Source organism: Tatumella ptyseos (assembly GCF_030552895.1).
GTDB classification, from domain to species: Bacteria; Pseudomonadota; Gammaproteobacteria; order Enterobacterales; family Enterobacteriaceae; genus Rosenbergiella; species Rosenbergiella ptyseos_A.
Map to the genome: position 1 here is coordinate 1,000,025 of NZ_CP130649.1, position 19,572 is coordinate 1,019,596.

Below are 19,572 nucleotides of genomic sequence, written 5' to 3' on the forward strand. Positions count from 1 at the left end.
GGGGCGCATTATGCTAATTTGCACTGACTCGGTCAACCACTTTTTTAAGCTTTTTATTAAATTAAGTTCTGTTTGGTTGCAGAATACGCAAGCTGATGGCAACTTAACCAAAATACTGAATTTATTCTGCTCTTTTCCCGAATCACAATAAAGCTAAGACGAAAAAAAACCCTCGTAACCGAGGGTTTAATGGGAGTTGGTAGGGAAACTTAGTAAGCGGATTGGTGAACACCCACTGCACGCCCTGATGGGTCATCCATTGTTTTAAATGCTTCGTCCCATTCGATGGCTTTTGCAGAAGAACAGGCAACAGAAGGGCCGCCAGGCACACATTCTGCCGCACTCGCCACAGGGAAGAGTGATTCAAAAATGTCGCGGTAAAGATACGCTTCTTTCGACACTGGGGTGTTGTAAGGGAAACGGTAGCTAGCTGTCGCCAATTGCTGATCCGTCACTTGCTGGGCGGCGACCTCTTTTAGAGAATCGATCCAGCTATAGCCGACACCATCAGAGAATTGCTCTTTCTGACGCCATGCAACGCTCTCTGGCAAGTAGCTACTAAAGCATTCACGCAAAATGTGTTTTTCCATTTTGCCGTTTTGGCCACACATCTTATCTGCAGGGTTGATACGCATTGCCACATCTAAAAACTGCTTATCTAAGAAAGGTACGCGTGCTTCGACCCCCCACGCTGACATCGCTTTGTTAGCGCGTGCGCAGTCATACATATGCAGTGCTGCAAGTTTGCGTACGTTCTCTTCATGGAACTCTTTAGCGTTAGGCGCTTTGTGGAAATAGAGGTAACCCCCAAAAATCTCGTCAGCCCCTTCGCCGGAAAGTACCATTTTAATCCCCATTGCTTTGATTTTACGAGACATCAAATACATTGGGGTTGAGGCGCGAATCGTTGTCACATCGTAGGTTTCGATGTGATAAATCACATCTTTGATGGCATCAAGGCCTTCTTGTACGGTGAAGTTAATCTCATGGTGGACGGTACCTAAGGCATCGGCGACTTCTTTCGCGGCTTTAAGATCTGGCGCACCTTTTAATCCTACGGCGAAAGAGTGCAGTTGTGGCCACCATGCATCGCTTTGATCAGCATCTTCCACGCGCTTAGCGGCGAAGCGCTTAGTAATAGCGGAAATGATTGATGAGTCCAACCCACCAGAGAGTAACACTCCATAAGGCACATCAGACATCAGGTGACTTTTTACCGACTCTTCCAAAGCATCTTTCAGTGCAGCTTTATCAGTCACAGCGTCAGCGACATTGTCGTACTCCATCCAGTCACGTTGATAGTAACGATGAATCTGATGATCTTCACTACTCATGTAGCTGCCAGGAGGGAATTCGTTGATAGTCCGACAGACTGGCACTAAGGCCTTCATTTCCGAAGCGACAAAGAGGTTACCGTGTTCATCATGGCCATAATACAGAGGAATAATCCCGATATGGTCACGTCCAATCAGCCAGCTTTGTTTGACCGTATCGTAAAGGATGAACGCAAACATACCTTGCAGGTCATCCAAGAAATCTAAGCCTTTTTCTTGGTAGAGCGCCAAAATGACTTCACAGTCAGAACCCGTTTGAAACGCGTATTTGTCTTGTAACGCACTGCGTAAGCTATGATGGTTATAAATTTCACCGTTAACGGCTAAGACATGCGTTCGATCAGCGTTATAGAGAGGTTGGGCACCATTATTTACATCGACAATCGAGAGGCGTTCATGCGCTAGAATAGCATGGTCGTCAGCAAAAATGCCTGACCAGTCCGGTCCACGATGACGCATTAATCCTGAAAGCGCTAACGCTTTCTTACGTAATTCAGTTGTCTCTGTTTGTAAATCCAGTACACCAAAAATCGAACACATATTTCTACTCCTGAACTCATCCAGTGATGATAGCTATTTTGCGTTTAAGTTATTGATTTGGGCCTTTCCCAGACACCTTGTATAAGAAAATGCGCTATTTGGGTGATTGAATGCAAGCAGTTTCACAAAAAAGAATAAAATAGATATGGCTCAAGGAGATTTATTTGATTTTATCTAATAAAAATACATTAAAATTAGATTTTATTTATTGAATGGCGTTTTTTATACAATTTTTATAAAAGAAGGCCTTTCGATTGAAAGGCCTAATAAACTTAATTTAGCTCGGCGAGATCAATACTGGCGACCGAAGGAAAAATCCAATCAGGACGGAAGGGGACATTTTCAACGTCTTGCTGTTGTGAGACACCGGAAAGTACCAGTGCAGTTTTCAAACCTGCTTGGAAGCCCGCGAGAATATCGGTGCGTAAATTATCACCAATAATGATAGTTTCTTCGGAATGCGCATGAATGCGATTCAACGCCGCACGGATAATATAAGGGCTAGGTTTACCGACATAGAATGGTGAACGCCCTGAAATTTTTTCGATACCAGCACATAGCGCTCCACAGCCTGGAACGAATCCTTTGGCATGTGTATCAGGATTCGTCGCAATAAAGCGAGCGCCGTTAGCAACGAAATAAGCGGCTTTGTGCATCATTTCCCAATTATAGGAACGAGTTTCACCGACGATCACGAAATCAGGATTAACATCAGTGATGGTAAAACCCGCTTTATACAGTTCATGAACCAGTGCACCTTCACCGATAACATAGGCTTTTTTACCGGGTTGTTGGCTGAGGAAATCGGCTGTAGCCATGGCGGAGGTATAAAACAGGGAGGCTGGAACTTCAATTCCCGCAGAGTGAAAGCGATTAGCAAGATCTTGTGCGGTCTGGGAAGGATAGTTAGTCAGTAATACTACAGGGACGTCGTTATCAATCAAGCGGTGCAAAAAAGCCCCAGCCCCTTCAACTGCTTTATTATCGTACATCAGTACGCCATCAATATCACAAATCACATTTTTAAGTGTCATATCCATCTTCCTAATAGTCCGGACTAGCTAGGGATTTTCCCCCCATCATCCAAAAGATGCTGGAGTAGTTTACCGTTTAACATAGCACGCTTTACCAATGCAAAAGCGCCGATTGCAGAACGATTACCGAGTTGGGAGCTGACGACGGGTAAATTTTCGCCAAAAGCATTAAGTGTCTGGGTATCGATACAGCGTTGTATGATAGGAAAAAGAATAGCATCTGCGGCAGTGATCTCCCCCGCGATAATCACTTTTTGGGGATTAAAGAGATTAATTGTGGAGGCAATGACTTTACCGAGGGTGAGTGCAGCATGTTTAAGTACTTCTGTCGCCAGTGGGTCGCCAAGGTTGGCGGCGCGACAGATATCGTGGATGGTACAGTTTTCTACGGTGAGATGGCTTTTATGCCCAGTTTGCAGAAGTTGTTTAACCTTTCTCTCAATAGCAGGATTCGAGACGACCGTTTCTAAACAACCGAAGTGGCCACAAGCGCATTGTTCACCAAGTGGGTCAACCTGTATATGACCAATTTCGACGGCATTACCATTACGGCCCACAAAAATATTTTCGTTAATGATTACGCCGGCACCAGCCCCGCGATGAATTCGCACCAATAATGAATCTGAACAATCGCTACCTGCGCCGAAATAGTATTCAGCAAGGGCAAGACTACGAATATCGTGTCCGACAAAACTCGCTAACGTAAAGGTTTTTTGCAGGGCTTCGACCAACGGCCACTGGTCGACCACGATATGAGGCATGTAGCGAACTTTACCATTTTCAGGGTCAACCAACCCCGGTAAAATCACTGATATGGCAATTAATTCACGAATAATACTTTTATTGTCAGCGATAAATCGCTCAATAATGGCGAACAGTTGCTGCTGTAATACTTCTTGAGTCTCTGCCTCTAGAGGATAACTCTGTTCAACGAGGATGTTACTTCCAAGATCAAATAGGGCAATGGTCGCATCTTTTCGCCCTAATCTGATGGCTACGGTATGAAAAGGGCGTGTCTCTGTAACAATAGATATGGCCCGTCTTCCTCCGGTAGAGGCTTGCTGTTCTACCTCTTTGATAAGGCCACGTTCCAATAATTGGCGGGTGATTTTGGTCACACTAGCGGGCGCCAATTGGCTTAACTCCGCGACTTGAATACGGGAAATCGGCCCATGCTGATCAATGAGGCCGTAAACTGCCGCGCCGTTGAGTTGCTTGACCAGGTCAACATTACCAATTTGTGCAGCACCGCTGTTAGGCATACCAATCATTACCTTTGATAAACTGTCTCACCATTGACGATGGTTTTAACTACTTCAAAACCGGATGTAAAAACAACGATATTGGCTATTTTACCCGCCTGTAGCGACCCTAATGTGTGATCAACGTTAATCGCTCTTGCGGGGTAGAGGCTTGCCATTCTTAATGCCTCATCAAGGGGAACGCCAAGATACTGGACGCTATTTTTAACCGCCTCAATCATAGTGAGAGCCGAACCACTTAATGTACCTTGGTCATCCACACACAAACCATCTTTATAATAAATGGTCTTACCTGCAAAGGTGAAATGGTCAATAGTCGATCCAGCAGGTGCCGTTGCATCGGTGACTAGAATTGCCTGTGCTTGTTTAAGTTTCTGTGCAGTACGTAGACTGGCGTAATGCACATGATGACCGTCGGCAATCATACCACAGTACACTGACGGGGAGTCGAATACTGCGCCTATCACTCCGGGCGCCCTACCCGCGGGGAGGGGCATCGCATTATATAAATGCGTAGCAAAAGTAATTCCCGCATCAAATCCCGCCATCGCTTGTTCATAAGTCGCGTTTGAATGACCGATAGCGACAATAATACCGGCGGCGACGAGTTGTTTAATTACTGAATGAGGGACACATTCTGGAGCAAGGGTAATTTTACTAATCGCTGCTGCATTCTCACACAGATAGTTCACCAATTCTGGGGTGGGGGAACGAATTAACGCCGCATCATGTGTGCCTTTTTTCTCTTTATTTAACCAAGGTCCCTCTAAATGTAAGCCTAGAGCTTGATTGGGATGGCGAGAAAGCCAGCAATGCAGAGTTTCCACGGCTTGCTTCATCATTTCATCACTGCTGGTGATAAGCGTGGGTAAAAAGCTAGTGCAACCTGAGGCTTCGTTAGTGCGCTGCATCTGGCTTAACGTGTCAATACTTAATGCACTCAGTTGCTCACTAAACTGCACGCCACCACAACCATTCAGTTGAAGATCGATAAATCCTGGCGCAATTAGCGCGCCAGCCACCGAGCGGCGCTCAATCGTCGAATCAAGATCGGTTATCGGGTAAATTCCGGCAATCTTCTCTCCATCAATCACCAGCGCATGATTATCAAATATTTGCGAGCCGCTGAAGATACGACCCTCGGTTAGTGCATACATTTTTTACTCCCAAGCGGATAATCTAGAGTTATCCGTTGTATCTAAACATTTTTGATATTATCGGCTTCCATCTCTTGGAAGTAATCTACCGTCTTGACTTTAAGCTCCATTGTTGCAGATTTATCACATATAATCAGTGATTTAGGATGGAGCTGTAAACAGCTGATGGTCCACATATGGTTAACATTACCTTCTACAGCCGCTTGCAGGGCAAGGGCCTTGGCACTGCCTGTCACCAAAATCATCACTTCTTGTGCGTCAAGTAACGTTCCGACGCCAACGGTTAGCGCATGCTTAGGTACGGCATTAATATCGTTATTAAAAAATCGAGAGTTAGCGAGTCGCGTTTCATGGGTCAAGGTTTTAATCCTTGTGCGCGAAGCGAGTGATGAAGCGGGTTCATTAAAAGCAATATGACCGTCATTACCGACTCCCCCCATAAAAAGGTGGATTTTACCGTAAGATTGGATCTTTTGTTCATACCGCTGACACTCTGCTTCGACATCCTCTGCATTGCCATCGAGTAAGTTAATATTCTCTTTTCGAATATTGATGTGATCAAAGAAGTTTTTATGCATAAAACTATGATAACTTTCAGGATGTTCTTGTGGTAATCCTACATATTCGTCCATATTGAACGTGACCACGTGCTCAAAGCTTACCTTTCCTGCTTGGTAGAGTGCGATTAACGCTTTATAGGTCTGTAGTGGAGTGCCCCCTGTCGGTAATCCTAAGACAAAGGGCGTCCCGGCGGTGGGTTGAAAAGCATTAATACGTTTGACGATATGATGCGCAGCCCATTGGCCAACTTGTTCCGCATAAGCGAGTGGAATCAATCGCATATTTACCTCGTTGATGCATGGAAAAAAGACTCGGTAACCGGAGAATTTCACACCCTGAAAATTGACGTACTGCCGGACGCGAGAAATGATATTTTTAATAATAAAATAAGTGGCCATTAAAGGCTACTTATATCCAGTTTTAAACATGAAATTGTTGATGGTTATCATAAAAATAGATAGTTTAATTTGCGAAGAAAATTAATTAACTCTTTAATAGGGTGTTGGTGAGTGGTGCAAAAGGGGTACGGCCATTCAGCCATTATCTTTATCATAATTCGTACGCAGCTGAGGGGTTCAAGGTGAGTTTATTAAATTATTTACAACGCGTGGGGCGGGCGCTAATGGTGCCAGTGGCGACCTTACCCGCAGCGGCAATACTAATGGGGATTGGTTATTGGATTGAACAAAGTAGTAGTCATCCCAATAATGCTATCGCTGCGCTACTCACCACATCGGGTATGGCCATTCTTGATAATATGCCAGCGCTTTTCGCAATAGGGATTGCTTATGGGATGTCCAAGGATAAAGACGGGGCGGCGGCACTGACCGGTTTTATCGGTTTTCTCGTCGTAACAAACTTATGTGCCCCGAACGCCGTGAGCTTAATCCAGCAAATACCAGTAGACCAAGTCCCCTTAGCTTTCCAGAAAATTAAAAATCCGTTTATCGGTATTCTAGTCGGTATTTGCTCAGCCGAGGTTTACAACCGTTACAGCCATGTAGAACTCCCTAAGGCACTTTCATTTTTTAGTGGTCGTCGTTTAGTACCGATCTTAGTGTCATTCTTAATGATCGTGGTGGCCTTCATTTTAATGTATATCTGGCCGTTAGTATTCAATGCCTTAGTCGAATTTGGTATTCACATCCAGAAAATGGGTGCACTCGGGGCGGGGATTTATGCCTTTTTTAACCGTATCTTAATTGCGGTAGGCCTCCATCACGCACTGAATGCCGTATTCTGGTTTGATGTTGCAGGCATAAATGATATTCCTAACTTCTTGGGAGGAGCGAAATCTATCGCTCAAGGAACCGGAGTTGTTGGGATAACGGGTCGTTACCAAGCAGGATTCTTCCCCGTAATGATGTTTGGCTTACCGGGCGCTGCCTTAGCGATTTGGCAATGTGCCCGCCCTGAAAACCGCGCCAAAGTAGGTAGTATAATGCTTGCTGCTGCATTTGCTGCGTTCTTCACAGGTATTACCGAACCGCTTGAATTTTCATTCATGTTCGTTGCGCCCGTTTTATTTGTTATTCACGCCGTCTTAACGGGGATCTCGGTCTTTATCGCGGCGTCAATGCATTGGATTTCTGGCTTCGGTTTTAGTGCGGGGTTAGTCGATATGATTCTCTCTTCTCGTAACCCGCTGGCTACCCATTGGTATATGCTGATTCCGCAAGGCTTGGCTTTCTTCGTTATCTACTACGTGGTATTCCGCTTCACTATCCTTAAGTTTGATCTTAAAACGCCGGGGCGAGAAACCGAAGCAGACATGGGTGAAATGGAAGGGGGTGAGGAGAGTATTAGCCAAGGCGAGGAAGGGGAGTCACGTAACGAATCGCTTGCGCGTCGCTACATTGCTGCGGTGGGTGGCTCAAGTAACCTGACAAACATTGATGCCTGCATTACGCGTTTACGTCTTTCAGTGGTTGATACCGACAAAGTGAATGATGCTTTGGCAAAAAAACTAGGGGCTTCGGGCGTTTTGCACCTTAACAAACAGAGTGTACAAATTGTCGTGGGGACCCAAGCGGAAGCTATTGCTGACGCGATGAAAGCGGTGAGTAAAAAAGGCCCAATTGGCGCGGTTTTACCGACGCAAACCGTTTCATCTAAGGTCGAAGAAGTTGTCGTGCCTGAAATGACAATCAACTCTCAGCTGCCAGCGCTAGCGACCTTAGTTGCCCCAGTTAGCGGTGAGATCGTCATGCTGGAACAGGTTCCTGATGCCGCTTTCTCATCCAAAGCGGTTGGTGACGGCGTCGCGATTAATCCAACGGATGAGCTGGTGGTGGCCCCCTTATCAGGAACCATTGTTAAAATTTTTGCCACAAATCACGCCTTTTGTCTCGAGTCAGAGGAAGGAATAGAAATCATCGTACATATGGGAATAGATACGGTAGCTCTTAAGGGAAAAGGATTTGAGCGGTTAGTGGAAGAGGGCGCTGAAGTCGTGCAAGGTCAACCGATTTTAAAAATGGACCTCGCTTTTCTCACTGAGCACGCTCCTTCAATGATTAGTCCAATTGTGGTCAGTAATAGCGAAGACTATGCTCACCTTACGTTAAAAGCAGAAAAACAGGTAGTCGCTGGACAAACGCCCTTGTTAGCGATTACAAAATAGCCGCTTAACGGTGAATGGCTAAAAGGCAGGGGATAATCCTGCCTTTTTTATCGCTGTTTATTAACTAACGGTTGTTTATCGGTCTAGCTTTATGGATCATAAGGTATAACAGTTAATACTAAGTACCGTTCACCGTAATTGAGGGATTTAAGATGAGTGAGGCTGAAGCCCGCCCAACCAACTTTATTCGTCAGATCATTGATGAAGATCTGGCGAGTGGCAAACATAACCAAGTTCATACTCGTTTTCCCCCTGAACCTAATGGTTATCTCCATATCGGCCATGCGAAGTCTATTTGCTTAAATTTCGGTATCGCTCAGGATTATCAAGGGCAGTGTAATTTACGCTTCGATGATACCAATCCAGTTAAAGAAGATGTGGAATTTATCGAGTCGATCAAGCGTGACGTCGAGTGGCTTGGATTTACCTGGCAGGGTGAACCTCGCTATTCCTCAGACTATTTCGATCGTTTGTATGGCTACGCGGTAGAGCTCATCAATAAAGGATTAGCTTATGTGGATGAGCTAACCCCTGAGCAAATTCGTGAATATCGCGGGTCATTGACCTCGCCAGGTAAAAATAGTCCTTACCGCGAGCGTAGTATCGAAGAAAACTTAGCACTCTTTGAAAAAATGCGTGCGGGTGATTTCGCTGAAGGGACGGCTTGTCTTCGCGCTAAAATCGATATGGCCTCTAACTTTATTGTGATGCGGGATCCAGTACTGTATCGAATCAAATTTGCTGAGCACCACCAAACCGGTAATAAGTGGTGTATCTACCCGATGTATGACTTTACTCATTGCATTTCAGATGCGATTGAAGGCATTACACACTCGCTTTGTACACTTGAATTCCAAGACAACCGTCGTCTTTATGATTGGGTGTTGGATAACATCACTATCGAAGCTCGCCCACGCCAATACGAATTTTCGCGCCTTAATTTGGAATATGCGGTGATGTCTAAGCGTAAGCTGACGCAACTGGTTTCCGAAAAAGTGGTTGAGGGCTGGGACGATCCTCGTATGTTAACGGTTTCTGGTTTACGTCGTCGCGGTTACACAGCTGCATCACTACGCGAATTTTGTAAGCGTATCGGTGTGACGAAACAAGATAACATCGTCGAAATGGCTTCTTTAGAATCTTGTATTCGTGATGACTTAAATGAAAATGCGCCGCGAGCGATGGCGGTATTAGATCCGGTAAAAATGGTCATTGATAATTTACCTGAAGATTTTCAACAGACATTGACTGTTTCTGAGCACCCGAACCGTAACGATATGGGGTCACGTGAGGTCACCTTCAGTCGCGAAATTTGGATCGATCGTGCAGATTTCCGTGAAGAAGCAAACAAACACTACAAACGTCTGGTCTTGGGCAAAGAAGTTCGCCTGCGTAATGCTTATGTGGTGAAGGCCGAGCGTATCGAAAAAGATGAGCAAGGTGAAATCACGGCGATTCACTGTACCTGCGATCTCGAGACGTTAGGTAAAGACCCAGCAGATGGACGCAAAGTTAAAGGCGTTATTCATTGGGTATCAGCCGTGACCGGATTACCGGCAGAATTTAGATTATACGACCGTTTATTTAGCGTACCGAATCCTGCGGCGGAAGACGATTTCCTCACGGCGATCAATCCAGAATCATTAGCAATTCGTCAGGGGTTTGTCGAGCAAAGTCTCGCGACAGCTCAAGCGAGTAAACCTTATCAGTTTGAGCGTGAAGGCTACTTCTGCGCTGACAGTAAGTATTCAACGGCTGATAATTTAGTTTTTAATCGCACTGTTGGATTACGCGATACTTGGCAGAAGACTGCTTAATCTGCCCACGCAGTAAGACACTTATTATTGGTGTCTTACTGCAATATCCTGCCTTTTCTCTCCCCATTTAGTCATTTTGTCCTCGTTCTTTTTTTCATTATTTTTCGATTTTTAATCTTATCTTAATCATCCGCGAGTAAAAGAGGATGTTGAGCTATGGTTTAAGCGTTCATTGCTACAAAGCAATGAGCAGAAATGATTGCGCGCCAATAAGCGTTCAGTGGGACGAATGAATGATGATAAAGACTGTATTAGCTGGATTTGAAAAACTAAGTCGTTTTAAAGATTTCTACTTCGGTATGAAGCCAGAAACCCTGCAGTTTTATCAGTTGGGTGAAGGCTATTTAACCTTGTTTTCCCATCTCTATCGTCAGACGGCGAATAGCCATTATTTGCATAGACCAGCTAGTGACCCTCTCGTCCACTCGACTTTATTGTTAAGTGCTAGACGTCTTAACCATAATGCACAAAAGGGGCAGCATGCGTTAGCGCAGCATAATCTGTCGGAAGTCTTAACCGCGATAGGGCGACAAATCATGCTAGCCACTGCAACAATCGCTTCAAGCGAAAAAGGTCTTTATTTAGCCGCGACACTCTATAATAAGGCGGAAAGTTTCGATAGATATCGTGCTTTTGTCGAGAGCGACCGCTCATTATCTGCTGGCATAGACACTTGGTTCGAAGAAGCTATCGCCCTGACAGCCTTACTTGCGACAAGTGAGCATGAAGAAGAAAGTCGAGTACCGATAAGACAAAAGTTTAGCGATTACCAACGCTATCGCCTGGTAATGAATAGGCTGTATGTATTAGTGAATCAAGGGCTTTATCTGTTGAATCGAGCTTCTGTCGATATTATGCCTTTTATTGCCACGCTACATCAAAGCCATCTTAGCGAGCGCTGGAATCTGACCCAACAACAGAAACTAAATTATTTCACACAGCAGCAGCGGGATATCCGTGAGGTTATCTTTATGGAGGCGAATGAAGGGGCGGAGCTTTGTTACCATTTAGAGAGTGGCCAACTTATCGAGCCACCGACGATGATGAAAGCCGATATCAGTCAAGCCGTACACGTTTTTGCCCATCAACTTCGTTCGACAGCTTCAGCTCATTCTCGACGGGAAAGTGTTAGAAAGAGGGGGCAGCTTAGAGGGATCAGCAGCCCCGTGACAGTATTGAAATAAGCGATAGATATAAAAAAACCCACGCCAGCGTGGGTCTTTTTTACAGATTAACTTAACGCTCTTCATGTAGCGTATCGTCTTTTCGACAATCGCCATCGGTGCAGTGACCGTAAAGATATAAGCTATGGTTAGTTAATTTAATACCAAAGCGCTTCGCGATATCGCGTTGACGAGTCTCAATAAATTCGTCTGAAAACTCAATGACACGACCACAGTCTAAGCAGATCAAATGATCGTGATGCTGCTGCTGGGTCAATTCGAAAACTGATTTTCCACCTTCGAAATTGTGGCGGGTAACGATGCCTGCATCATCAAATTGGTTAAGGACGCGATAAACGGTCGCTAAACCAATTTCTTCACCCATATCAATAAGCCGCTTATACAAATCTTCCGCACTGACGTGGTGACATTCTGGTTCTTGAAGCACTTCCAAAATTTTTAATCTTGGTAGCGTGACCTTCAGACCAGCTTTTTTCAGTGCAGAGTTGTTATCAGTCATGCAGTATTGTCCTGTTGCTTTATTAAAAGGGGCATTGAGCAGCCCCTCTTATATTTAAATTCGCCTATTACAGTAACACAATTGGTAGAAAAACCCCATCAAGCATTAAGGATTTCTTTTAGCTGCATCTCATCTGAAATCTGCTGCACCCAGCTTGTTACACGTTCATTCGTGAGTTCGGGTTGACGATCTTCATCGATAGCCAAGCCTAAGAAGTGTTTATCGTCGGCGAGTCCTTTCGACTCTTCGAAATGATAGCCTTCAGTTGGCCAGTGCCCAACAATGACCGCACCTTTAGGTTCAATAATATCTCGAATTGTTCCTAAGGCATCACAAAAGTATTCAGAATAATCTTCTTGGTCGCCGCAACCAAATAGTGCAACTAATTTGCCGGAAAAATCAATTTCTTCTAACGTTGGGAAGAAATCATCCCAATCACATTGGGCTTCACCGTAATACCAAGTAGGGATACCTAGCAGCATTATATCATAAGCTTCAAGATCCTCTTTGGCACATTTTGCAATATCGTGAACGTCCGCAACCTCTTTTCCAAGCTGCTTCTGAATCATTTTTGAGATATTTTCAGTATTGCCGGTATCACTACCGAAAAAGATGCCTACGATTGCCATGGGGAGGTTTACCTCTTGAATCTATGTTCTAAATAGGGTGGATAATTATTGCGACGATGATAACAGACCTGAAAATCTTGCGGAACTTGTAAAGTCTACAGATTTATCCGTGAGTGCGAATTAGCTGCGGCTGAGCGCGAGTTGAGAAGCGATCATTGTCTCGATTAATTCACTACGGCTCATATTATGTTGGTCTGCTAGCGTGTTCAGTGCTTCAACAATTTCACTGGGCATTTTCAGTTCAACGCGCTGTAAGCCCTTGTCTTTATCTCGTCTTAACTGATTACGCTTATTAATACGCAACTGCTCATCGCGTGTCAAAGGACTTGTCTTAGGGCGGCCAGGCCGGCGCTCTTCTGCAAACAAGTCTAGGGTTGTTCGATCAGTGTGTTCTTTTGCCATGATGAGAAAATAAGTACCTGCAGAACGTCTTAGAGTTAAGCCTTTGCTGCATCATGAAGTTGCGTAGATGCCTGCTAAAAATGAGCGCGCAATAATACTCTACCGCACCGCACAGCGCTATAGAAAATCGTGGTGGAACGTTTTTTTATCTGGGTATGGATAAAAAACGTTGCACTGCACGTTGTACTGCTTGGGGTTTTTCAGCATGAACCCAATGTCCCGCGCCTGAAATAACGTAAGCCTTGGCTTGGGGAAACTGCTTGATCAGCGGTACTTGGTAACACTCATCGAGGTAATTAGAATTTTTACCACGAATAAAAAGTACCGGCCTGTTCCACGAAGGGAGTGTTTTCCAATCGGAAATGGTGGAATAGTTATCCCACAGTGCAGGGATATTGAAACGCCACTCACCGTGGTGAAATGATTTTAGAAGAAACTGAATGACTTCTGGTTCAAAAAGGGTACGTTCCATTATGTTTTTTGCTTCCGGTCGTTCCGTTGCTCTAGCTTGAGTCACAGCATTCATCGCAGCAAACATAGCGTCGTGACGCCGGGTCGGGTAGTTGACGGGAGCGATATCAATAATGACAAGTTGCTTAATACGTAAAGGAGAGAGTGCAGTCATTGCCATCGCAATTTTTCCCCCCATTGAGTGCCCAATAACAATAACCTCTTTAAGCTGATGCGAGTCGAGCGTATCAAACATATCTTGGGCCATTGACGCATAATCCATCTGTTCGCTTCGCGGCGATAATCCATGATTACGGACATCCACCTGCAACACTGTATGGGTTTGTCGAAGTTCACGCGCTAAGATCCCGAGATTATCTAAACTTCCAAATAAGCCATGAATAAGAAGGATTGCAGGATGATGAGCAGCGAATTGCGCAGAATGCAGGCGGTTATTTAAAATCATCGTTAAAGATCTTACTGTTAATAGGGTAAGTTAAGGTATCATGAAATTGACCTTTACGCTTATTTGACCAAAGCTTAAGGCATTATCTGAGTTTTGACGAAGAATAGTTAAAAACTGTTGGTCAATATCAGTTTAAATTTATAATCACATTGACTTAATGCTTCTCTCATTCGAATAGCTTGAGTCTCAAATTTTTTTGCACGGACTACAATGAAAACGATTGAAATAGATGACGACCTTTATCGCTTTATCGCCAGCCATACTCAGCATATTGGTGAAAGCGCGTCTGAGATTTTACGCAGAATGTTAAAAGTCACTGACCAAGCATTGCAGGAAGCAGATTCCGCAGTTATTGCATCGGGGGACTTAGCTAAGGCGAAAGCGTCAATTGATAAGAAGCCTGTCGATCGTGTTCGTGCCGTGCGAGAGCTATTGCTTTCCGATGAGTATGCTGAGCAAAAGCGTGCGGTTAATCGGTTTATGTTAATCCTTTCCACTCTTTATCAGCTGGACGCCGAAGCGTTTGCTCAAGCGACCCAATCCATGCAAGGGCGGACGCGTCTCTATTTTGCAGGCGACGAATTAACGTTATTACAAAGTGGTAACCATACCAAGCCTAAGCATATTTCTGGCACGCCTTATTGGGTTATCACCAATACCAATACTGGACGAAAGTGCAGTATGGTTGAACATATTATGCAAACAATGAAGTTACCGCAGGAACTGACAGATAAGGTTTGCGGAACGCTCTAATAAAATAATTGTACCGGAGAAGGACTCATGGCAACTCACCCTAGAGCAGGGCAACCCGCTGGGCAACACGATCTGATTAACGTGGCGCAATTAACAGCCCAATATTATGTATTGGCGCCAGATTTATCTAACACGGAGCATGCGGTAAAGTTTGGCACCTCCGGGCATCGCGGTAGCGCGGTTCGTCAAAGCTTCAACGAAACTCATATCTTGGCGATCGCGCAAGCTATTGCTGAAGAGCGCAAAAAGCAGGGGATTACCGGTCCTTGCTACGTCGGTAAAGATACCCACGCGTTGTCAGAGCCGGCCATGATTTCGGTGCTTGAAGTCCTTCTCGCAAATGGTGTTGAAGTCATCATTCAGAGTGATAATGGTTATACGCCAACGCCTGCTATTTCTAATGCTATCTTAGAACACAATAAACACTCAGGCCCTCAAGCGGACGGGATCGTGATTACTCCTTCACATAACCCGCCTGAAGACGGTGGTATTAAATATAATCCCCCTAACGGTGGACCGGCGGATACCAATATTACTAAAGTTGTTGAGGACCGTGCTAATGCCTTGATCCAAGGTGGATTAAAGGGAGTTAAGCGCCTCTCTGTAGCAGACGTGAATGCTAGCCCTCTTTTAAAACAGTGTGATTTGATCCAACCTTATGTGGAAGGTCTTGCCGAGGTGATTGATTTTGCAGCTATTAAGAAAGCAGGCTTACACCTGGGTGTTGATCCTCTCGGTGGCAGTGGTATTGAGTATTGGAAACGTATTGCCGAGCATTATCAGCTCGACATTACTCTAGTCAATGATCATGTGGATCAGACCTTCCGCTTTATGCACCTTGATAAAGATGGCGCAGTGCGCATGGACTGTTCGTCAGAATCTGCCATGGCGGGATTGCTAGCTTACCGCGAGCAATTCGATCTGGCGTTTGGTAACGATCCCGATTACGATCGTCACGGTATTGTTACACCTGCGGGGCTGATGAATCCTAATCATTACTTGGCTGTCGCGATTAACTATCTATTTCAACATCGTCCACAATGGGGCCAAGATGTTGCTGTGGGTAAAACATTAGTATCCAGTGCGATGATTGACCGAGTGGTGAAGAATATTGGTCGTAAACTGATTGAAGTCCCCGTGGGCTTCAAATGGTTCGTGGACGGTCTTTATGAAGGTTCGCTCGGTTTTGGTGGTGAAGAGAGCGCGGGCGCCTCGTTCTTACGTTTTGATGGGACAGCTTGGTCTACGGATAAAGATGGCATCATCATGTGTTTACTGGCGGCTGAAATTACCGCGGTTACCGGTAAGAACCCTCAGCAACACTACGATGAACTGGCTGAACAATTTGGTTCTCCAAGTTATAACCGCTTGCAAGCCTCTGCGAGCTCAGCTCAGAAAAATGCACTTTCTAAACTCTCCCCAGAGATGGTGAGCGCGGATACCTTAGCGGGGGATCCCATCATTGCTCGTCTTACCCGTGCACCGGGTAATGATGCTCCAATCGGTGGCCTGAAAGTGATGACTGAGAACGGTTGGTTTGCGGCGCGCCCTTCTGGAACAGAAGATGCTTACAAGATCTATTGTGAAAGCTTCCTCGGAGCAGAACATCGTCAGCGCATTGAGAAAGAAGCTGTAGAGATAGTCAGTGAAGTGCTGAAAAACGCATAATGATAGTTTGATGATCAGGGCGCCTTAATGGCGCCTTTTTCATTTGTTGGCTACACTTTCGGGATAGTAATTACTGCTTAAGGGCAAACCTTTGGCCTGTTGATTGAAAAGGATGACAATGAATGAAGCTTACACTTGCCAGGTTTTACTGGCCTGCCGATGCTATAGTCGATCCCCTTAATTTTCCTTCTGCTTTTCAGAGTGAAGCTGGGACAGTGAACGTATCTATCGTTGATGTTCCTTTAACCCATAAAAGTATCGATGAACTTCTCACGCCACCGTTTCACTTAGAAAAATGGTTTCAAGGACAAGGATTATTTTTGGATACGCTCTGCGGAGTAGTTATTGATAACTATTACCCAGCAGACCATCCCGATAGCTCTAAAATTAGAAGGGTCTTCAGTTTACTGGCTGAAGAACTCGATGTCGTGCCTGTGATCAATAAGAATGATTTAGCAGATATTGCACAATGGAATCATTTTATAGAGCAGGTAAGTATTTTACATGAATATAATCAGTTGCTTAGCGATGCTTTATCGACGCATAAGCTTATCGAGTTTCATACGCGCTATAAAATGCAATTCTTGGCTCACTCTCAGCCCGCTTATCGGCAGCTCGGCCCCCTCATCGCTAACATTAAGCATGAACCTTCTTTATATGAATTTGCACACCAATACCGTCAGCATTTTATGCGGCTGCTACGCTATGCTGCTACGGTACAAAATCATACAAATGTTGTAATGCATTTGCAGGGGTATTTTCGTAAGAAAGTTGATGACGAGGCTCGACAACAACTTACCGCACTCATCCATCAATATCGTTTGGGCGAGGTCTCCTTGAGTGAGGTAAAGACAACGTTACGCACTATGCAAGCTGCCGCCCCCCATGGCTGGCTTGCTCAGCAACGGTATCTTTACCCTTGGTTCATTGAATACGATCTATAGGCTAAATAATATGTCGCAGCAACACCTAGTTTGGTTTCGTCACGATTTACGTTTAAGAGATAATCCTGCGCTTTCCGCCGCCTGTATGGATAATGAGGCAGAAGTCATTGCGCTTTGGTGTGTCACACCGGAACAATGGAAGCACCACAATGTCTCCGCTCGGCAGCTTAACTATCAATACGATGCACTCGTGATACTCCAGCAGGACTTGCAAGAGAGGGGGATCCCGCTGTTAATTATTAATTCGCCGGACTATCAAACGCTTGAAAAAGATTTCATGCAATTATGTGAAAAACATAAAATTGATAGGGTGTTCTATAACTATCAATACGAAGTCAATGAGCGTAACCGCGATAAAAAAATTGAAGCGCTCTGTCACCAACAGGATATAGTCTGCCAAGGATTTACTGACTCGACGCTTTTTTCCCCCGGCTCTGTCCTGACAGGACAAGGGAAGATGTATCATGTATTTACGCCATTTTCTCGCGCGGTACTGAAAAAACTGAGTACCGATGAGATTGAGTGCAGCACTCTACCTCATCAACGTAAATACCCGTCAGCCGTAAAGAGCTCAAAATTACCCGATTTTTCAACCAAAGCCGGTGAATATGACGCAAAAAGATTTCCCGTAGGTCACGACGCCGCATTAACAAGATTACGTGAGTTCTCGAAAAATAAGGTTGATGACTACGCTAAGCAGCGTGATCTGCCTGCTGAGGATGATACGAGCCGTTTATCAGCAGCCTTAGCCATCGGGCTACTTTCCGCTAAACAGTGTGTAAAACGTATTCTTGAAGATCACCCCAACGCCTTAGAACAGAGCGGTGGGGCGGCGACATGGTTGAATGAATTAATTTGGCGAGATTTCTATCGTCATCTATTAGTTGCTGAACCGCAATTATGTCGTTATCAACCTTTTCAAACCTGGACTGACCATATCGAGTGGAAGAATAATAAAAACCATTTTAATGCATGGTGCAAAGGTGAGACAGGTTTCCCCATTGTTGATGCAGGAATGCGCCAACTGAATAAAACGGGTTGGATGCACAATCGTTTAAGGATGGTCTGTGCGAGCTTTCTAGTAAAAGATTTATTAATTGATTGGCGGTGGGGAGAGCAATATTTCTCCGAACAGCTTATTGACGGTGACTTAGCGGCCAACAATGGTGGCTGGCAATGGGCTGCTTCGACGGGTACAGATGCGGCGCCCTATTTTAGAATTTTTAATCCGACTCGCCAAGGTGAGCGCTTCGATCCTGAAGGTGCGTTTATTCGTCAATGGCTGCCTGAGTTGAAAGAGGTACCTGAAAAAAATATCCATGAACCTTGGCTATGGGCGGATAAACAGAATAAGAAACTTGATTACTCACGACCAATTGTGGAACATCGCCAGGCTCGGGAAGCGACCTTGCAAGCATTCGAGCAGGCGCGAAAATATCGATAATCGTTAGAGTTAGGAATACGTATGAAAAACACGCTCTTAGAACAGCACATTGACCGTTATCTTAATAGCGCCCAGTTTAAGGACTATGCGCCCAATGGCTTACAAGTTGAGGGACGTGAGACAGTACAAAAAATTGTGACCGGTGTGACGGCTTGCCAAGCATTACTGGACCGAGCGGTGGAATTGGAAGCCGATGCCATTATTGTCCACCATGGCTACTTTTGGAAAAATGAGCCTGTAGTAATCAAAAATATGAAACGTCAACGGCTGAAGACGCTGTTAACCAATGATATTAATCTTTATGGCTGGCATTTACCTTTAGATGCTCACCCAGAAGTCGGGAATAATGTGCAGCTAGCAAAACTCTTGGGTATCACGGTTAGTGGTGAAATCGACACTTACCTACTTGAGGGTCACGTTGAGCAGCCTATTAGTGCACAACAGTTCTCGCAACGAATAGCTGAGCGTTTACAACGTCAGCCTCTCTATTGTGGCCCCGACGAGAAAGGAATGATTAGCCGGATTGCTTGGTGTACAGGCGGGGCGCCAGATTTTATTGAACAAGCCGCTGATGCGGGCGTTGATGCGTTTATTACCGGTGAAGTGTCAGAAAGAACAACACATATCGCTCGTGAACGAGGCATACACTTCTTTAGCGCTGGGCACCACGCCACCGAGCGAGGAGGGATAAAGGCCTTAGGTGAATGGTTAACGCGCACTCATGGTCTTGAGGTTACGTTTGTCGATATTGATAATCCAGTCTAAGTTAAGGTACTAACTAGCCTGTAAAAATAGGGTTTTATTC

General features: G+C 45.0%; 17 protein-coding genes. 8 read left to right on the forward strand and 9 right to left on the reverse strand.

Features of this window, described 5'->3' with window-relative positions:
- Positions 1 to 209 precede the first annotated feature (209 nt).
- The 5 genes from asnB to nagB form a co-directional block, all read right to left on the reverse strand.
- The gene (gene asnB / locus QJR74_RS04860; RefSeq protein ID WP_304373455.1) at positions 210 to 1,874 is read right to left on the reverse strand and encodes an asparagine synthase B; all 1,665 of its coding nucleotides are present in this window, start codon (positions 1,872 to 1,874) and stop codon (positions 210 to 212) included.
- 272 nt (positions 1,875 to 2,146) lie between these two features.
- On the reverse strand, positions 2,147 to 2,908 hold the full coding sequence (locus QJR74_RS04865; protein ID WP_214221460.1) for an HAD-IIA family hydrolase: 762 nt from the start codon (positions 2,906 to 2,908) through the stop codon (positions 2,147 to 2,149).
- Between the two features lie 23 nt (positions 2,909 to 2,931).
- A complete protein-coding gene (gene nagC, locus QJR74_RS04870) occupies positions 2,932 to 4,170 on the reverse strand; it encodes a DNA-binding transcriptional regulator NagC (protein ID WP_304373456.1) in 1,239 nt (412 codons plus the stop codon).
- Positions 4,171 to 4,178: 8 nt separating this feature from the next.
- Positions 4,179 to 5,327, reverse strand: a complete 1,149-nt coding sequence (gene nagA, locus QJR74_RS04875; RefSeq protein ID WP_304373457.1) for an N-acetylglucosamine-6-phosphate deacetylase — start codon at positions 5,325 to 5,327, stop codon at positions 4,179 to 4,181.
- Positions 5,328 to 5,368: 41 nt separating this feature from the next.
- Positions 5,369 to 6,169, reverse strand: coding sequence for a glucosamine-6-phosphate deaminase (gene nagB, locus QJR74_RS04880; protein ID WP_304373458.1), 801 nt, complete (start codon positions 6,167 to 6,169; stop codon positions 5,369 to 5,371).
- A gap of 341 nt (positions 6,170 to 6,510) precedes the next feature.
- On the opposite strand from nagB, the gene nagE reads away from it, so the two are divergent.
- The 3 genes from nagE to QJR74_RS04895 all read left to right on the forward strand — a co-directional run bounded on the left by nagE (position 6,511) and on the right by QJR74_RS04895 (position 11,512).
- On the forward strand, positions 6,511 to 8,511 hold the full coding sequence (gene nagE, locus QJR74_RS04885) for an N-acetylglucosamine-specific PTS transporter subunit IIBC (protein ID WP_304373964.1): 2,001 nt from the start codon (positions 6,511 to 6,513) through the stop codon (positions 8,509 to 8,511).
- 152 nt (positions 8,512 to 8,663) lie between these two features.
- Complete coding sequence (glnS, locus tag QJR74_RS04890) at positions 8,664 to 10,328, forward strand: glutamine--tRNA ligase (protein ID WP_304373459.1); 1,665 nt, start codon at positions 8,664 to 8,666, stop codon at positions 10,326 to 10,328.
- Between the two features lie 233 nt (positions 10,329 to 10,561).
- Positions 10,562 to 11,512 (forward strand): hypothetical protein, encoded by a 951-nt coding sequence (locus QJR74_RS04895; RefSeq protein WP_304373460.1) that lies wholly within the window; start codon positions 10,562 to 10,564, stop codon positions 11,510 to 11,512.
- A 52-nt stretch (positions 11,513 to 11,564) separates the two neighbouring features.
- Here the strand turns inward: QJR74_RS04895 and fur are convergent, their stop codons facing one another.
- From fur to QJR74_RS04915, 4 genes are all read right to left on the reverse strand, one after another.
- Positions 11,565 to 12,011 (reverse strand): ferric iron uptake transcriptional regulator, encoded by a 447-nt coding sequence (gene fur, locus QJR74_RS04900; RefSeq protein WP_048911775.1) that lies wholly within the window; start codon positions 12,009 to 12,011, stop codon positions 11,565 to 11,567.
- Positions 12,012 to 12,109: 98 nt separating this feature from the next.
- Entirely contained in the window at positions 12,110 to 12,640 is a 531-nt protein-coding gene (fldA, locus tag QJR74_RS04905) for a flavodoxin FldA (RefSeq protein ID WP_304373461.1), read from the reverse strand.
- Positions 12,641 to 12,760: 120 nt separating this feature from the next.
- A complete protein-coding gene (gene ybfE, locus QJR74_RS04910) occupies positions 12,761 to 13,042 on the reverse strand; it encodes a LexA regulated protein (RefSeq protein ID WP_304373462.1) in 282 nt (93 codons plus the stop codon).
- Positions 13,043 to 13,187: 145 nt separating this feature from the next.
- Positions 13,188 to 13,958: an alpha/beta fold hydrolase gene (locus tag QJR74_RS04915; RefSeq protein WP_304373463.1), complete on the reverse strand. Its 771-nt coding sequence runs from the start codon at positions 13,956 to 13,958 to the stop codon at positions 13,188 to 13,190.
- Between the two features lie 210 nt (positions 13,959 to 14,168).
- On the opposite strand from QJR74_RS04915, the gene seqA reads away from it, so the two are divergent.
- The 5 genes from seqA (at position 14,169) to QJR74_RS04940 (ending at position 19,532) form a co-directional block, all read left to right on the forward strand.
- A complete protein-coding gene (seqA, locus tag QJR74_RS04920) occupies positions 14,169 to 14,711 on the forward strand; it encodes a replication initiation negative regulator SeqA (protein WP_304373464.1) in 543 nt (180 codons plus the stop codon).
- 27 nt (positions 14,712 to 14,738) lie between these two features.
- Positions 14,739 to 16,379 carry a phosphoglucomutase (alpha-D-glucose-1,6-bisphosphate-dependent) gene (gene pgm / locus QJR74_RS04925; protein WP_304373465.1) on the forward strand — a complete coding sequence of 547 codons (1,641 nt, stop codon included), beginning with the start codon at positions 14,739 to 14,741 and terminating at the stop codon, positions 16,377 to 16,379.
- Between the two features lie 122 nt (positions 16,380 to 16,501).
- Positions 16,502 to 17,323 (forward strand): YbgA family protein, encoded by an 822-nt coding sequence (locus tag QJR74_RS04930; protein WP_304373466.1) that lies wholly within the window; start codon positions 16,502 to 16,504, stop codon positions 17,321 to 17,323.
- 10 nt (positions 17,324 to 17,333) lie between these two features.
- Entirely contained in the window at positions 17,334 to 18,767 is a 1,434-nt protein-coding gene (gene phrB, locus QJR74_RS04935; RefSeq protein WP_304373467.1) for a deoxyribodipyrimidine photo-lyase, read from the forward strand.
- Positions 18,768 to 18,788: 21 nt separating this feature from the next.
- Positions 18,789 to 19,532, forward strand: coding sequence for a type 2 GTP cyclohydrolase I (locus QJR74_RS04940; RefSeq protein WP_304373468.1), 744 nt, complete (start codon positions 18,789 to 18,791; stop codon positions 19,530 to 19,532).
- The last annotated feature ends 40 nt before the right edge of the window (positions 19,533 to 19,572 follow it).

Coding starts and splice junctions, on each gene's coding strand:
- asnB (WP_304373455.1), bottom strand. CDS start 1,874: ATGTGTTCGATTTTTGGTGTACTGGATTTACAAACAGAGACAACTGAA.
- QJR74_RS04865 (WP_214221460.1), bottom strand. CDS start 2,908: ATGACACTTAAAAATGTGATTTGTGATATTGATGGCGTACTGATGTAC.
- nagC (WP_304373456.1), bottom strand. CDS start 4,170: ATGCCTAACAGCGGTGCTGCACAAATTGGTAATGTTGACCTGGTCAAG.
- nagA (WP_304373457.1), bottom strand. CDS start 5,327: ATGTATGCACTAACCGAGGGTCGTATCTTCAGCGGCTCGCAAATATTT.
- nagB (WP_304373458.1), bottom strand. CDS start 6,169: ATGCGATTGATTCCACTCGCTTATGCGGAACAAGTTGGCCAATGGGCT.
- nagE (WP_304373964.1), top strand. CDS start 6,511: ATGGTGCCAGTGGCGACCTTACCCGCAGCGGCAATACTAATGGGGATT.
- glnS (WP_304373459.1), top strand. CDS start 8,664: ATGAGTGAGGCTGAAGCCCGCCCAACCAACTTTATTCGTCAGATCATT.
- QJR74_RS04895 (WP_304373460.1), top strand. CDS start 10,562: ATGATGATAAAGACTGTATTAGCTGGATTTGAAAAACTAAGTCGTTTT.
- fur (WP_048911775.1), bottom strand. CDS start 12,011: ATGACTGATAACAACTCTGCACTGAAAAAAGCTGGTCTGAAGGTCACG.
- fldA (WP_304373461.1), bottom strand. CDS start 12,640: ATGGCAATCGTAGGCATCTTTTTCGGTAGTGATACCGGCAATACTGAA.
- ybfE (WP_304373462.1), bottom strand. CDS start 13,042: ATGGCAAAAGAACACACTGATCGAACAACCCTAGACTTGTTTGCAGAA.
- QJR74_RS04915 (WP_304373463.1), bottom strand. CDS start 13,958: ATGATTTTAAATAACCGCCTGCATTCTGCGCAATTCGCTGCTCATCAT.
- seqA (WP_304373464.1), top strand. CDS start 14,169: ATGAAAACGATTGAAATAGATGACGACCTTTATCGCTTTATCGCCAGC.
- pgm (WP_304373465.1), top strand. CDS start 14,739: ATGGCAACTCACCCTAGAGCAGGGCAACCCGCTGGGCAACACGATCTG.
- QJR74_RS04930 (WP_304373466.1), top strand. CDS start 16,502: ATGAAGCTTACACTTGCCAGGTTTTACTGGCCTGCCGATGCTATAGTC.
- phrB (WP_304373467.1), top strand. CDS start 17,334: ATGTCGCAGCAACACCTAGTTTGGTTTCGTCACGATTTACGTTTAAGA.
- QJR74_RS04940 (WP_304373468.1), top strand. CDS start 18,789: ATGAAAAACACGCTCTTAGAACAGCACATTGACCGTTATCTTAATAGC.